A 14126-nucleotide genomic window follows, 5' to 3' on the forward strand; every position below is an offset into this window, starting at 1 on the left:
AAAAGGAGGAGTCATGAAGAAGATTGTTGACGTACTACGGTCTCATGGGAATCATTGGGTCGGAGACGGGTTCCCTGTCCGATCGCTGTTTTCGTACCATGATGAGAATGCGGCGATCAGCCCGTTCTTGTTGTTCGACTATGCGGGTCCACATCACTTCGACCCCACCGACACACCGCGCGGAGTCGGGCAACATCCGCATCGTGGATTCGAGACGGTGACCATCGTTTACGATGGCGAAGTTGCCCATCGTGACTCAGCCGGGAACGGCGGAGTCATCGGGCCGGGCGACGTCCAATGGATGACGGCAGCCCACGGCATCATCCATGAGGAGTTCCATTCGCCGAACTACACCAAAACCGGTGGTCCGTTCCGGATGGTCCAGCTGTGGGTGAATCTTCCGGCAAAGGATAAGATGAGTCCGGCGGGCTATCAGGCGATCACAAATGCGGATATTCCAGTCGTCCCATTTCCGGGAGGAAGGGCGAGGATTATCGCGGGAACATTCCGTGGTGCCCGTGGACCAGCACGAACGTTTACGCCCGTCAACTTGTGGGATCTGCATCTCGAGAAAAAGACCGATCTCACACTTGAGCTTCCGAATGGACATAACTCCATGGTCGCCGTGCTTGCCGGCCGTGTCGTCATCAATGGTGAGCAGACCGTCGGTGAGGCTGAGATTGTTCGCCTGGCGCGTGAAGGCGATGCGATCACTATCCGCGCTGAACAGGACGCAATCCTCCTGGTTCTCACGGGTGAGCCTATCAACGAGCCCGTGGTGGGGTATGGCCCGTTTGTGATGAACACCACGGCGGAGATTCGGCAAGCCGCCGATGACTTCAACAACGGCCGATTCGGGCAAGTTGCTCCGGCCCAGCCACTCGTCCAATGATGCTGGAGGCGCCGTCCGTGCCGTTCACAACACGGACGGCGCCTCCTTCCCGCCGCACAGTCCCACACCCCATCCCAACGGTCATCTCCCACACTCTCCGTAGTGCTGAGCACTTCAATTTACAACAATTGGCTTTAAGGCAGTTGACTTGCTTTATGGAATAGTTGTACGTTGCAAATAATGATACAGACCGAAGGTGAAAAGATCGATGGCAGGCTGAAAAGGCAAGCAAAGGCACTGCATGCGTTCATTGCGGCTCTCATGGATTCCCCTATGGAAACAGCGGACCATCCTCTACCCGATATCGAGCTTTCACCACGCGAAATCAAAGCGTTGCTCCTGCTGGGCGATAAGGAAGAGATGATCATGACTGATCTCGCCACTGCCCTGTCGGCTCCGCTGAGCACGGTGACGAGAATCATCGATCGGCTTGAACGTAAACAGATGGTGGAGCGATTTCGTTCCGAAGAGGACCGACGAATCGTGACCGTCAAGGAATCTGAGAAAGGCAAGATGCTGCGCGAGCATTTCCGCCACAGTCAGCTCGATATAGCCGCTCGGATGCTACAGCCGCTCAGCAACGGTGAGCGCGAGATCCTGATCGAATTGCTTGAAAAGCTGACTACGGCCCGGAGTTCGAAATAGAGTAGCTCCCAGATGACCACTGGGAAGGTGAGAGTGCGCGCTCTAATATTTGCTTTATGCAATAATTGAAGATATGTAAATAGATGGGAACGAAATAATGAGGCGAATCGCGCTGCACATGTTGATGGGAGATACCGGCAAATACCTCGGCATTGTCGCCGGCGTCATGTTCGCCTCGTTGCTCCTGGTCCAGCAACTGGCGATGTTTGTCGGAATCATGACTCAAATGTACTCGGGAATTAACGCCGTGAACGCCGAGATCTGGGTCATGGACCCGAAGGTGCGCTTCATCGATGACTCCCAACCGATGACGGATGGGCAGATCGGCCGAGTACGAAGCGTGGAAGGCGTCGCGTGGGCCGTCACCCTCTACAAGGGCTCTGTCCAAGCCAAACTCGAAGACGGCACAAACACCGCAATCGTCCTGTACGGGATTGATGATACGACATTGATTGGTGGCCCCGCAGTGATGAAAGCGGGCGCGCTCTCGGATGTTCGCCAAAGCGAGGCCGTGGTTGTCGATGCCATCAGCGCCGGTGACAAACTGGCGCATGTGAATCCGGACGGAACCCGAACACCGTTGAAGATCGGCGACACCCTGGAAATCAATGATCACCGTGTGGTGGTCGTGGGATTCTGCGAAGTGTCACGCGGCTTCCAATCGCAGCCCGTGGTGTATACGACGTATACGCGAGCGTTGTCGATGGTTCCCTCGCAACGTAAGAATCTGTCGTTTATCCTGGCTGCGCCGCAACAGGGGGAATCCGCTGAGAAAGTGGCCGCGCGAATCGGACGGGTTACGAGGCTTGCGGCCTACACCTCGCAGCAGTTCATCGAGAAGACATTGCGGTACTACATCACCGAGACCAGTATTGTGATCAATTTCGGCCTCTCCGTGTTCATCGCCTTTCTGATGGGCACGCTCATCGCCGGCCAAACGTTTTACAACTTCACGATGGACAACCTGCGGCACTTCGGCGCATTGAAGGCGATGGGCGCAGGGAATCGAACCCTACTCTCCATGATTTTGACGCAGGCGGCGCTGGTCGGATTCCTCGGGTATGGTACGGGAACTGGGCTGGCCTCCCTCATGGGCTGGGCCACGCAGGACAGCATGATCACCTTCACGCTGCCATGGCAGGTGCTGGCGGCGGCGGGCATAGCGGTAGTCGGCATTGTTGCGATTTCTTCCGTGATCAGTTTGAGGAAAGTCATGAAGCTCGAACCGGGCATCGTGTTCAGAGGCTGATCCGTGGATACGACAAAACATATACATGCAGTCGAGTGCCGCGGTGTGAAGAAGGTATTTGGCCACGGAGCCAGCGAGGTGCGTGCGCTTCGCGGCATCGACCTCACGATTCAGCAGGGCGAAGTGATGATGCTGGTCGGGCCGTCCGGCTGTGGGAAGACGACGCTGATTTCCACGATCGCTGGTGTGCTGGACCCAAGCGAGGGCGAGTGCCTGGTGTTCGGGCAGAACCTCCACCACATGACCGAGGAGGATCGGACGCAGTATCGCGGCCAACATATCGGCTTTGTGTTTCAGCAATTCAACCTGATCGGCTCACTTCCGCTCCGCGAGAATGTCGCCATCCCGCTGCTGATCAACGGGACCGGCTATGCGGACGCTCTTCGAAAAGCGGACGAGGCACTCGAAAAAGTCGGGCTGGGCGATCGCACGATGTCCCGCCCATCGGACATCTCGGGAGGCCAGCAGCAGCGCGTCGCCATCGCCCGCGCAATCGTCCATTCTCCGAACCTGCTAGTGTGTGATGAACCAACCAGCTCGCTGGACCACGTCACCGGGCAGCACGTCGTCGAGTTGCTGCGCTCGGTGGCGAGGAGTGAGGGGCGGGCGCTGATCATTGTCACGCACGACACCCGCATCTACCACTTTGCGGATCGGATCGCCCGGATCGACGACGGACAGGTTCAGCAGATCTTTCATTCGTATCAAGACATGGTGGACGCAGAAAGGACGCTGCAATGACTCGCCAATACCTCTTACCGGTCATAGCTGTTTTGGGCGTCGGATTCGGGCTGTATATGATGGCGGCGACGACCAAGCCGCCGCAACAGTCCAAGCCCGTCGCCGAACCGTCGAAGGCGCCCTTTGCGGCCTACGTTTTCGGTGCGGGATTGATCGAGGCGTCGACCGAGAACGTCAAAGTGGGCAGCCCGACCGGGGGACTGGTCACGACCGTTTATGTGAAGGTCGGCGACCAGGTGAAGAAAGGACAACCGCTGTGGCAACTCGAAGACGGCCCGAAGCGTGCCGAACTGGCCCGTTACGAGGCCGCCGGGGCATCGGCCGAGGCGACGTTGGATAAACTGCGGAAAGGGAATCGGCTCGAAGATATCCGGAAACAGGAGCAGCAACTCGCTCAGGTCAACATCCAACTGGACGATGCGCGGGCGCAGTTAGTGTTGCGCGAAGGGGCGGCCACGGAGGATTTGCGCGCGATCAGCCAAGACGAAGTCAACCAGGCACGCCATGCCGTGCGGCAACGTGAGGCCGCGGTGGCCTATCAGCAAGCTGAGCTGGACCGGCTGAAAACCGGTACGTGGACAGCCGAACTTCGGGTGCAGCAAGCCGCGGTCCGAGAGGTCCGAGCTCAGATTCTTCAGACCAAAGTCGACGTAGAGCGGCTGACCGTCCGTTCACCTCTTGCCGGGGAAGTGCTGCAAGTGAAGATTCATGCCGGGGAATATGCTCCGGCCGCTCAAACCGACGACGCCCTGATGCTCGTGGGCAATAACGAGCTGTTGAACGTTCGCGTGGACGTGGATGAGCAAGATGCCTGGCGCGTGGATCATGCACAGCCTGCGGTCGCCTATCCACGAGGACGAAGTGACCTCAACATTCCGCTCACGTTCGTGCGCGTCGAGCCATACGTCGTTCCGAAGAAATCGCTGACCGGAGCATCCACCGAACGCGTGGACACGCGCGTCTTGCAGGTTGTCTACAGCTTTCGTCAGCGTCATGATTTCTCACTGTACGTCGGCCAACAGATGGATGTGTACATCCAGGCGCAGCCTCTACCGGATCCGGGATCCCAGGCTCCCTCGGAAGAACGATCACAAGGGGGCAACTCATGAGGACCCACGTACTCGCAGCCGTCCTCGTGTCTACGGTGTTGCGTGGATGCGCGGTCTGGCCGGATTATCGTGAACCAGTCATCAACGCGCCCGCGGCCTTCGTGGAAGCTCTCCGGCAGAACGTCGCCAATGACACGACAGCGCTTGCCGAATGGTGGACGACCTTCCCCGATGAGGAACTCACGTCACTGGTGCAACGAACCATCGCCAATAACTTGGACGTTCAGATCGCGGAGGGCCGGCTCCAGGAAGCGCGCGCGTCTCTTCGCTATACCAGTGCGAATACGCAACTTCCGACCGTGAATCTAGAAGGGAAATATTCGCGCAATAAGATCAGCACCGAGAATCCCGCGATCCCAAAACTCGGTGCCGGGACCCTGATTCCGACGTCCTACGGCTACTTTCAGTCCTTTTTTGACGCCAGTTATGAACTCGATTTGTTCGGCGGCGTGCGACGACAAGTGGAAGCATCCGCGGCGGATGCTCAGTCCTATGAGGACAGCTTACGAAATACGCTCGTCAGCACCATCGCCGAGGTCGCCAAGGATTATCTCCAACTTCGGCAATACCAGGAGCAGTTGGCTGTCCCAAGCGCCACTGAAACGTCACGACGTGACACGTTGAAGATCACGCAGGTCCGCTATAAGGCCGGTCTCGCCACTGATTTGGATGTCGCAAACGCAGCAGCCAGTCTCGCGTCAACCCACGCGTCCATCCCAACCCTCCAAAGCAGCGCCGGCCGGATGATTCGCGCGATCGCCGTGCTTCTGGGCCAGAATCCAGACGACCTCACCGAGGAACTACAGGCGACTCATCGCATCCCGGCCGCGCCGCCTGAAATTCCCGTTGGCCTCCCCTCCGATCTCTTGCGACGCCGTCCTGATATACGGCAAGCAGAGCGCAGTTTGGCGGCAGCCACCGCGCGTGTCGGCGTGCAGGTGGCGAAGCTGTTCCCATCCATTAGCTTGACGGCCCAGTACGGAATCCAAGCCGGCAATGTGCTCAGCCTGACGCAGGCGGCCGCCGGCTTCTATACCCTGGGGCCGCAAATCAAATGGGGTCTTCTGAACTATCCAGCCACGAAGGCGAGTATTCGCACATATGAAGCACGGCGCGACCAGCAATATCTGACGTATCAGAAGACCGTCCTCACTGCCTTTCAGGACGTTGAGAATGCGCTGAGCGCCTATGGCAAAGAAAAAGAAGCGTACTCCGCATTGGAAGAAGAAGTCAGGCAATATGACAAAGCCGCAAGCATCGCGATGACCCGATATACCCAAGGCTTGAGCAACTTTCTTGATGTCCTGGACGCACAACGGTCGTTGTATACCGCGCAGGACGCGCTGGTCCAAAGCCGAGCCGCGCTCGCTATTGATCTCATCGCGCTGTACAAGGCGCTCGGCCGCGGTTGGGAACACAATGACCTGGTCGCCCACACCGTTCAACGGACCAACGTGAAGGAGTGAACGGAGGTCGACGAGTAGATCGGCAGCGGGAGCGACCGTGATATTCCTTAGTTGCGAGATTATCTGATAGCCTACTGCGTAGAGGAGAAATTCCAAAATGATCATCAGAACAGGTCTCACACGTACCGTTTCACTGTATGGTCTCTGGTTAGCCTGGGTGGTATTTCCGGTAGACAAAGCCGTGAGCCAGATCGCGGTTCAGTCCCGCGACATCGTGAACGTACAGTTCCCGGGACCGCCTCAGCCACCGCCGCCAAGACCAGGCGCTCCACCGGTCCCGGCCCCAGGCATCATGCCTGCTCCACCGCCTCCCACATCATCTGGGCCGCCACCGGCTGGTGTAGCGCCAGGCGCCATCCCAACTCCGGCTCCAGGGCTTGCACCTGCCTCGCCAATTCAGCCGCAAACACCCGCACCGGTGCCTCCAGCTCAACCGTCATCACCTTAGATGAGTTAGAATGGCGCCTTTCGTGAATGGTATCCGCTGCCTTCAGCTGAAAGCAGCGGACCCCTGATTGTGATCGTCACAGTGGTAGGCAATCTACGGCGCGAGTCCGATCTGTTTCATGAAGGCGAGATTGTCCCACATCAGCCACTCTTCATCCATAACGCCATCAGTCCAATGTCCAATGGTGACCATCGAGAGCTTGAACGACCGACCGGTCGGAGGAATCATCTTGCCTTCACCAATCGGCATCGGTTTCGTAAACGTGCCCTCCATGACACCCGTCACCGCCGTCCATTCACCGGAGGCGATTCGAATCGGATGCTCCTTGATCCGCGTATCCGGCGCAAAAACGAACATGCCTTTGAGATCATCAATGTGCGCGTCGATTCCCTTCGTCGTGCGCCCGTCCGGCCAATGCACGACGATGTCTTTCCCATGACTTCGTCCCAACTGCTCCCACTTCTGCCCGCTGTAGACGTTGAAATCCAGATCGTCGAAATTCTCAAGGTTCGCCTGTTCTACCTGATGAACCTGTTTGATTTTGACGATTCGCTTATCGCTCGCGCAGCTCACCACCGTACCGCTCAATATCAATACGGACAGCCCTATCAGAATCCTTCTCATCATGACGCCCCTCTCTTTCATCGCGTTGTACGTCACTCACGCGGTTGACGTTCCACTCCATCAATGACCTTCATCTTCACAAAACAGGGACCGATTCAACGGTCGAACTCGAATACATCATGTGCGTCAGTCACGACCCGCATACCGGTGATACCGGCTGATTGGATATCTCCGCTCACCAAGTGAAGACGGTCACCCACAACCGCACCGGCCAGTCCATGCCGAGGCATCGGCATCATCGGAAGATTAGTCCAGGTGTTGGTCGCCGGGTCGTACGCTTCCAGCGCACGGAACGCTGCCATCAAATGGCTGTCTTGGTGCTCGCCCCCAGCCACATAGATTCGCCCACTATAGACTGCCCAGGCACCGCCGCTTCGCTCGGTCGGCATGCGAGCTTTCACCAAGCCCCATTGGTCGGTCGCAGGGTCGTATTCCTCAACCACGTTGGTGTTGCTCGCGGTAAAGATAAAGGCACTCCCCAGCCGGCCACCGATGACATAGATTTTATTGTTCACCATGCCAATGGCAGCGTGGTTCCGTGCCGTCGGCATTGAGGACCTGGCAGACCAACGGTTGGTCTGTGGATCATATTCTTCCACGGTATCGACCGACCGATGAGGACGTGTCGGGTATAGAGCAGTTTCACTCGAACCAGGATGCAGGGTTGCCCCGCCGATCACATACATCTTCCCGTTCACCGTAGCCGCCACGGCAGAACCACGTTTTGACGGCATGGGGGCCAACCCCTTCCACGTATCCTGCACCGGATCGTATTCCCATGCGTGATTGATCGGCACCCACGCCTGCGGCCCGGAGTCAGGAGGGACAAAACCGCCGAACGCATACAGCTTTCCGTTCAGTTCCGTGAAGGCCACATGGTGCGCCGGCAAAGCCATCGGCTTTTTTTTAGTCCACTTGTCGGCTACCGGATCGTATTCATACACAAGTCCTTGAGGAATCCAGCCTGGCCCGAGGCCGCCGAATACATACAACTTTCCGCTGACTGAAGCCCCAACCAACTCCTCGGACGGCTCAGGGAATAGAGCCCCCTTGATCCATTTGCCCTCTGCTTGTGCTCCCGACGGTGCGATGATCATCAGAACACCAACTATGACCATAGCCATTAAGCCTTGCATACCGAGTCTCCTTTCGTGAGCGGATGCTTGAGTGAGTGACTGGCTAAAGGTTCAATTGCTCTCTGACTACATGGCAAGAGTCATTCCGCTTTCTGCGATTCAGCTGGATAGGCAACAACCAACTGAATGAAAAGAGCATTTAGATAATGCTCGTGCAGCTACGACGATGTTGGCGAAGAGGATGCCGACACAGTGACGTGAGATCAGCAGATGACGAAGCGGGTCGTCACTCGAGAGGACGGGCAATGCCGAGTTTCTGCATCTTGGACTGAAGGGTCGTTCGCTTGAGGCCCAACCTGACCGCAGCTCCTCTCGGACCCCCGATCACCCATTTCGCTTCGCGTAGAGTGCGCACAATTTGTTCACGTTCAACCTCTTCCAGCGTGATCACCCCGGAAGCGAGATGGTTGTTCACCGGCTGGAGCTCACTGATCGGCACCTGCAAATCCGTTCCTTGTGTGAGAATGACGGACCGCTCGATCAGATTTTCCAACTCCCGGATGTTGCCCGGCCAAGGGTAATGGGACAACACCTCGAGCGTCTCGGCAGGCACGGCCTGGATATTCTTTTTCATGCGCCCCGCATAGTGCTGTGTGAAATAGCGGACGAGGGTGGGAATGTCTTCTTGCCGATCGCGTAAGGGAGGCACGGTGACCGGAAAGACATTCAGTCGATAGTAGAGGTCGCTGCGAAATTGTTTGGCCTCCGCCAGACTCTTGAGATCGCGGTTGGTCGCGGCAATCAGTCGCACGTTCACTCGGATCGTCTTCGTACTCCCCAACCGCTCAAACTCCTGTTCTTGCAATACCCGTAGCAGCTTGGACTGTAGCTCTAACGGGATTTCCCCGACCTCATCAAGAAAGATCGTGCCCTTATCGGCCAACTCGAATCTTCCGACCTTCTGCGAAATCGCTCCCGTGAACGCGCCTCGTTCATGCCCGAACAATTCGCTCTCTAACAACCCCATGGGAATGGCGGCACAATTCAGTTTGACGAAGGTGCGCTCGCTTCGGCCACTGAGGCGATGGATGGCCCGAGCGATGAGCTCCTTTCCGGTGCCGGTTTCGCCTTGAATCAAGACCGTCGAATCAGTCGGAGCCACAACCTCCACTTGTTTGAGGACCTGTTTGAGGGCATCGCTGTCACCGATGATATCCTCGAACCCATGTTCCAGACGGAGCTCCTCTTCCAAATAGAGCTTCTCCTTCGCCAGTTTGTCTCTGAGTTGGGCAATTTCTTGAAAGGCCAGCGCATTCTCCACGGCGACGGCGACCGGATTCGCCACCTGTTGCAGAAACTCCAGATCGGCTTCGCTATAGGCCTCTTTCTCCAAACTCACAAACCCCATGGCACCCAACCGGCGTGCTGCCGTGGTCAGCGGCACGAAGCAACAGGAGCGGGAGTGGTCTTCCCGCATACAGCGCATGACCTTGGGCCATCGCGTTTCCTCGGCAACATCCGGCACCAGTAACGGCTGTTGAGTGTGCCACACCACTCCGGCCGGGGTTTCATCAATAGGCTCCTCATGCCCGCCGACCAGATCGGCCGGTACATTCGCCTGAACGGTATGCAACCGCATGATGTTCTTGATTGGATCATGCAAGGAGAGCCCAACGAAATTGACTCGCACGACACGAGGAAGACGCTGCGCAAGCTCCCGAAAGAGCTCATCGAGATCTCGATGAACAGAAATGGCCTGCGCCACTTCCAGCAAGGCTTGATAGCGCTCTAGGAGGGTTTCGCAAGGAGAGATGGGCGATCGGTCCATAGCTTTCACAAGTATGGACCATCGCCCGATGCCAGCTCAAGGGGTTGATCAATCGACCTACCTATCGCCGTCTGTGTGTCGTCAGAGCGACTGATGTGTGCCATCGCAGTAGGGCGGCGTTTTGGTGTGCTTACACTGGCACAACGCCACTTCTTTCGTTTCGTCGACCGTAAATTCCAGCGGCTCGAACCCGGTTCCTTCGTGCGACCCATCACAGAACGGTTGGTCCCTCGAGCGTCCGCACGCGCACCAGTAATACGTGCCTGCCTCCAAGGTCAGGACTGACGGTTCCTTCGCTGCAATGCGTGGTTGTCCCATGCGTGCACCTCCCTCTGAATAGTTGAGACCGGCTTGCGCGGCTGAGTATACCGCTTCACCACAGACTTCGCACCTCCTCCGCACTGCCCATTTAATCGCTTTTTCCCCTGAGCCTGGCCCTATCCTGTTGCAGGGTCGTGTCTCAAATTGATAGTCATGATCGATCCTCAGGGGCAACACAACAAACAATTTACGAGGCGGCAATATTCTCCCTCTAATTTGTGGTATTTACATTGCTCCGACTTGTAATAATCAGCCACGCGATGGTTGATTGGCCAAGAGACGTTGCTAAAGAGGAGATTCTGTGCAGCCTGATCCCGTATTCTTTCAAGATCTTGCCATCGTATTCCTTGCAGCTGTCGCAGGTGGCGTGCTCGCTCGACTTACCGGACAGCCATTGATCCTTGGTTATGTGCTGGGCGGAATCGCCATCGGTCCGTTTACCCCGGGACCTACGATCTCGGAATCTCACACGTTTGATCTCTTCGCGGAAATCGGCGTCATTCTCTTGATGTTTTCGATCGGACTTGAGTTTTCCGTGAAGGACCTGATGCGCGTTAAATGGGTTGCTCTCGCCGGTGGACCGCTGGGGATTCTCATGGCCATGGGGTTGGCCGTCGTAACAGGGAACTTGATCGGGTGGTCTATGACCCAAAGCATCGTGATCGGAGCGGTCATTTCCATCGCGAGCACAATGGTACTTGCCCGCATGCTCTTCGATCGGGGCGAACTTCGTTCAAAGCACGGACGGGTGATGATCGGCATCGCGCTGGTCGAAGATGTCGCAGTCGTAGCCATGACCGTGCTCATGCCGGCTCTCGGAGAGTTCGACTCGGGACGATTGCTCGTGATCGGTCAAGCCTTGGCAAAAGCACTGTTGATTCTCGTGCCGGTTGGATACTTGGGCGCCAAAGTCATCCCGCCGATCATGACACACATCGCCAGGACGCAAAACCATGAACTGTTCTTGCTCGTCACCCTAGCCATCAGCCTTGGAACCGCCGCCGTCACGCAGTTGATCGGACTCTCCCTCGCGTTGGGGGCCTTCCTGGCCGGCCTCATTATCAGCGCATCCGAGTATGGGCACGAGACCTTGGCCCGGCTCCTCTCGCTCCGTGACGCGTTCGTTGCGCTCTTCTTCGTGACCATCGGCATCCTGATCGACCCTCGCGTGATCATCGACAATCTTTCTCTCCTTGCCACGATGATCGGCTTGATCGTAATCGGGATGTTCATGATTTGGACTACCGTCGTGCGGCTGTTCGGCTACTCTTGGACCACGGCATTCCTGGTGGGGGTCGGCCTCACTCAAATCGGTGAATTTTCGTTTGTCCTTGTGCAGGTCGCCAAAGCGGAAGGCCACGTCGACAGCGCAGTATACAACGCGACGCTTGCCGCCTCTGTCATTACCATTCTCATGAATGCGGCTCTTGTGAGGTATGTGCCCGGTTGGTTCGTCCGGCGGCGACTCGACCATGACAAGCACGACATGGTACCAGGACATCCGGAAGGCGAACCGCTCCAGCAGCATGTCGTGGTGTGTGGATTTGGACGAGTAGGGAGCTCGCTCGGAAGAGCGTTGGAAGTTTTCAATCTGCCTTATGTCGTCATCGACCGAAATCCGGACACGATTCGCCGACTACAAGGTCGGGGCGTTCCTTGCCTCTATGGAGACGCCTCGCACCGCGAATTGCTGGTGAAGGCCGGAACGGCAGACGCCTCTCTGATTATTGTGGCTTTGCCTGAAATTGAATCCGCTGCCCTCGCAGTCGGTCGCATGCGCAGTCTCAATCCCAACGTTCCGATTTTGGCCCGTGCACATGGATCGGCAGAGGCGGAACGACTCAGTGCCCTTGGAGTAACAGAGGTCATCCAACCGGACGTCGAAACGTCGGCGACACTTATCCGACATGCCTTGGCCTGGTTCGGGGTGCCGAAGGATCACGTTCTGGACTATGTGGAGCAATACAGACAGTCCATGGAAACAAAGCGGCAGACGAAGTAACCGAGCAGAATGCCCATGACCCAACACAGCGCACCCACACAATATGGTACTGCGTCTTGTAGACCCTGTGGGCCACTCGGTGCAGTTTCACGCATGCCGGTCTACCGGAAGCCGCAAGACCCTGCTCACCCCCCGCCGTGACAGACGGCCTATTCATGTTTTCACTCCCGTACCGCTACGGCCTATATCGGAGTTGGAGGTCTATGCCAGTCGTGCCCTCTTGCAGAGAGATGCGACTCACAACAACCACATCCTCTTCAACTAGGACCGCGGAGTTTTCGGACGAAGTCAATGTATGAGAACAAGAGCCCTTGAAGCCGAGAGAACTGGTTAGGATCTCCCAGATTACCGTTATCATCAAAGGCCTGATGCGCGCGAGGCACACCCATCATCTCGGGATACACATGGGCTCCGATGACCTCAAACGGCACACGTGTGTGCCACAGGCTGCGCACGGCGCCGAGCCCACCGGGCGACGCTCCGATCAATAAAATGGGTTTTCCTTCAAGCGGGGTCGGCTCGGCTCGAGACGCCCAGTCGATCGCGTTTTTCAACGTGCCTGGAATGCTTCCATTATACTCGGGGGTGGAGACGACCACACCATCGGCACTCTGAGTACGTCTGATCAATTCAAGACCGCCGGCCGGAATGCCCTCTCGCGATTCAAGATCACCATCATACATCGGCATCTCAAATTCACGAAAATCGGCAAGGTCGACGTCCACATCCGGCACGCTGCGCAAAATATTCGCCGCCTGCCCGATCAACTTTCGGTTGAATGACGCGACGCGCAGAGAGGCCGCAAAGGCCAGTATCTTCATTGTCGGATCCTTTCGATTTCGTTCTACCGTTCAACACACAGTTCCGATGTAGGGATCGATTCCTACGCCGCCAGGCCCCCTTACCTGATCTGAACCCTCCGGCCATCATCCGTCGTCACGCTTCATCGCCCGATTCTGTCTGTGCTTTTTCCCAGAGACGAAATCCTCCGGTGAAGGCATGCTTGTTGTTGCCGAGATGCACGTCTTTCGGCAGTCGCTTGAGTCGTTTAGCATTGCCGCCGCCCAGCACGACGTACTCGACCTGCAGCGCGCGACGAAGGGCTTGCGTCACCTGCCCTACTTGTCGCCGCCATTTTTTCTTGCCGCAGCGCTTCAGCCCGCGCAATCCTACATAGTGTTCATAGGTGCGGCCTTTGCTGTAGGGGAGGTGCGCCAACTCCATCGGAGCGAGTACCCCATCGATCACCAAGGCTGATCCCAAACCAGTGCCGAGACCGAGGAACAACATACGCCCGCCTTGGTAGCTGCCGAGCGCCTGCATCGCCGCATCATTGATGACCCTGACTGGTTTGCCGAACGCTTTCTGAAAATCGATCTCGACCCATCCTTTGCCGAGATGTTCTGGCTCGGCCGCCGGGCGACCGTTCCAAACAGGGCCAGGATATCCAATCGACACCGCATCGTAGGCCCAATCGACCGTGGCACGTTTCACGGCATCGACCATGTCTTTTGCCATCATCGTTGGGCCGGAAGGGATTTTGCGAGGCGTCGAACGTCCAGTTGCCAGCACTTTCACATTGGTTCCGCCCACGTCGATCACAAGAACCTTGCGGTGGTTAGGCGAAGACCCGCTGTCTTGTCTCATTCAATGAGCCTCCATTCTCGACGGTCAAAAAAGGGCGGAGATAGCTGGCTCCGCGGTCGACCGGTCGTTTCCATCGTT

The 14126-nt window shown here is 57.1% G+C and carries 14 protein-coding genes; 7 read left to right on the top strand and 7 right to left on the bottom strand.

Annotated features, from left to right (window positions below; all coding sequences use genetic code 11):
- Positions 1–13 precede the first annotated feature (13 nt).
- From ACYX34_RS02130 to ACYX34_RS02155, 6 genes are all read left to right on the top strand, one after another.
- A complete protein-coding gene (locus ACYX34_RS02130) occupies positions 14–892 on the top strand; it encodes a pirin family protein (protein WP_462074904.1) in 879 nt (292 codons plus the stop codon).
- A 273-nt stretch (positions 893–1165) separates the two neighbouring features.
- Positions 1166–1537 carry a MarR family winged helix-turn-helix transcriptional regulator gene (locus ACYX34_RS02135; protein WP_462074905.1) on the top strand — a complete coding sequence of 124 codons (372 nt, stop codon included), beginning with the start codon at positions 1166–1168 and terminating at the stop codon, positions 1535–1537.
- A 118-nt stretch (positions 1538–1655) separates the two neighbouring features.
- Positions 1656–2786, top strand: a complete 1131-nt coding sequence (locus ACYX34_RS02140) for an ABC transporter permease (protein WP_462074906.1) — start codon at positions 1656–1658, stop codon at positions 2784–2786.
- A 45-nt stretch (positions 2787–2831) separates the two neighbouring features.
- Positions 2832–3527, top strand: a complete 696-nt coding sequence (locus ACYX34_RS02145) for an ABC transporter ATP-binding protein (RefSeq protein WP_462074907.1) — start codon at positions 2832–2834, stop codon at positions 3525–3527.
- A complete protein-coding gene (locus tag ACYX34_RS02150; protein ID WP_462074908.1) occupies positions 3524–4636 on the top strand; it encodes an HlyD family secretion protein in 1113 nt (370 codons plus the stop codon). The genes ACYX34_RS02145 and ACYX34_RS02150 overlap by 4 nt, the downstream gene beginning before the upstream one ends.
- The gene (locus ACYX34_RS02155) at positions 4633–6102 is read left to right on the top strand and encodes an efflux transporter outer membrane subunit (RefSeq protein ID WP_462074909.1); all 1470 of its coding nucleotides are present in this window, start codon (positions 4633–4635) and stop codon (positions 6100–6102) included. The genes ACYX34_RS02150 and ACYX34_RS02155 overlap by 4 nt, the downstream gene beginning before the upstream one ends.
- Positions 6103–6392: 290 nt before the next feature.
- Here ACYX34_RS02155 and ACYX34_RS02160 read toward each other — a convergent pair whose 3' ends face one another.
- The 5 genes from ACYX34_RS02160 to ACYX34_RS02180 form a co-directional block, all read right to left on the bottom strand.
- Positions 6393–6545, bottom strand: a complete 153-nt coding sequence (locus ACYX34_RS02160) for a hypothetical protein (protein ID WP_462074910.1) — start codon at positions 6543–6545, stop codon at positions 6393–6395.
- Between the two features lie 98 nt (positions 6546–6643).
- The gene (locus tag ACYX34_RS02165; RefSeq protein ID WP_462074911.1) at positions 6644–7177 is read right to left on the bottom strand and encodes an ester cyclase; all 534 of its coding nucleotides are present in this window, start codon (positions 7175–7177) and stop codon (positions 6644–6646) included.
- A gap of 92 nt (positions 7178–7269) precedes the next feature.
- Positions 7270–8310, bottom strand: coding sequence for a Kelch repeat-containing protein (locus ACYX34_RS02170; protein ID WP_462074912.1), 1041 nt, complete (start codon positions 8308–8310; stop codon positions 7270–7272).
- A 226-nt stretch (positions 8311–8536) separates the two neighbouring features.
- A complete protein-coding gene (locus tag ACYX34_RS02175; RefSeq protein WP_462074913.1) occupies positions 8537–10078 on the bottom strand; it encodes a sigma 54-interacting transcriptional regulator in 1542 nt (513 codons plus the stop codon).
- An 81-nt stretch (positions 10079–10159) separates the two neighbouring features.
- On the bottom strand, positions 10160–10396 hold the full coding sequence (locus ACYX34_RS02180) for a CDGSH iron-sulfur domain-containing protein (protein ID WP_462074914.1): 237 nt from the start codon (positions 10394–10396) through the stop codon (positions 10160–10162).
- 304 nt (positions 10397–10700) lie between these two features.
- Between ACYX34_RS02180 and ACYX34_RS02185 the strand changes: the two genes are divergently transcribed.
- On the top strand, positions 10701–12401 hold the full coding sequence (locus ACYX34_RS02185) for a cation:proton antiporter (RefSeq protein WP_462074915.1): 1701 nt from the start codon (positions 10701–10703) through the stop codon (positions 12399–12401).
- A 257-nt stretch (positions 12402–12658) separates the two neighbouring features.
- Here the strand turns inward: ACYX34_RS02185 and ACYX34_RS02190 are convergent, their stop codons facing one another.
- On the bottom strand, positions 12659–13222 hold the full coding sequence (locus tag ACYX34_RS02190) for an NADPH-dependent FMN reductase (protein WP_462074916.1): 564 nt from the start codon (positions 13220–13222) through the stop codon (positions 12659–12661).
- A 115-nt stretch (positions 13223–13337) separates the two neighbouring features.
- A complete protein-coding gene (locus ACYX34_RS02195) occupies positions 13338–14048 on the bottom strand; it encodes an ROK family protein (RefSeq protein ID WP_462074917.1) in 711 nt (236 codons plus the stop codon).
- Between the last annotated feature and the right edge of the window lie 78 nt (positions 14049–14126).

The organism is Nitrospira sp. CMX1 (assembly GCF_054902215.1).

What these genes read in the sequence shown, in the direction of transcription:
- ACYX34_RS02130 (WP_462074904.1), top strand. Translation starts at nt 14, where the DNA reads ATGAAGAAGATTGTTGACGTACTACGGTCTCATGGGAATCATTGGGTC.
- ACYX34_RS02135 (WP_462074905.1), top strand. Translation starts at nt 1,166, where the DNA reads ATGGAAACAGCGGACCATCCTCTACCCGATATCGAGCTTTCACCACGC.
- ACYX34_RS02140 (WP_462074906.1), top strand. Translation starts at nt 1,656, where the DNA reads ATGTTGATGGGAGATACCGGCAAATACCTCGGCATTGTCGCCGGCGTC.
- ACYX34_RS02150 (WP_462074908.1), top strand. Translation starts at nt 3,524, where the DNA reads ATGACTCGCCAATACCTCTTACCGGTCATAGCTGTTTTGGGCGTCGGA.
- ACYX34_RS02155 (WP_462074909.1), top strand. Translation starts at nt 4,633, where the DNA reads ATGAGGACCCACGTACTCGCAGCCGTCCTCGTGTCTACGGTGTTGCGT.
- ACYX34_RS02165 (WP_462074911.1), bottom strand. Translation starts at nt 7,177, where the DNA reads ATGATGAGAAGGATTCTGATAGGGCTGTCCGTATTGATATTGAGCGGT.
- ACYX34_RS02170 (WP_462074912.1), bottom strand. Translation starts at nt 8,310, where the DNA reads ATGCAAGGCTTAATGGCTATGGTCATAGTTGGTGTTCTGATGATCATC.
- ACYX34_RS02175 (WP_462074913.1), bottom strand. Translation starts at nt 10,078, where the DNA reads ATGGACCGATCGCCCATCTCTCCTTGCGAAACCCTCCTAGAGCGCTAT.
- ACYX34_RS02180 (WP_462074914.1), bottom strand. Translation starts at nt 10,396, where the DNA reads ATGGGACAACCACGCATTGCAGCGAAGGAACCGTCAGTCCTGACCTTG.
- ACYX34_RS02190 (WP_462074916.1), bottom strand. Translation starts at nt 13,222, where the DNA reads ATGAAGATACTGGCCTTTGCGGCCTCTCTGCGCGTCGCGTCATTCAAC.
- ACYX34_RS02195 (WP_462074917.1), bottom strand. Translation starts at nt 14,048, where the DNA reads ATGAGACAAGACAGCGGGTCTTCGCCTAACCACCGCAAGGTTCTTGTG.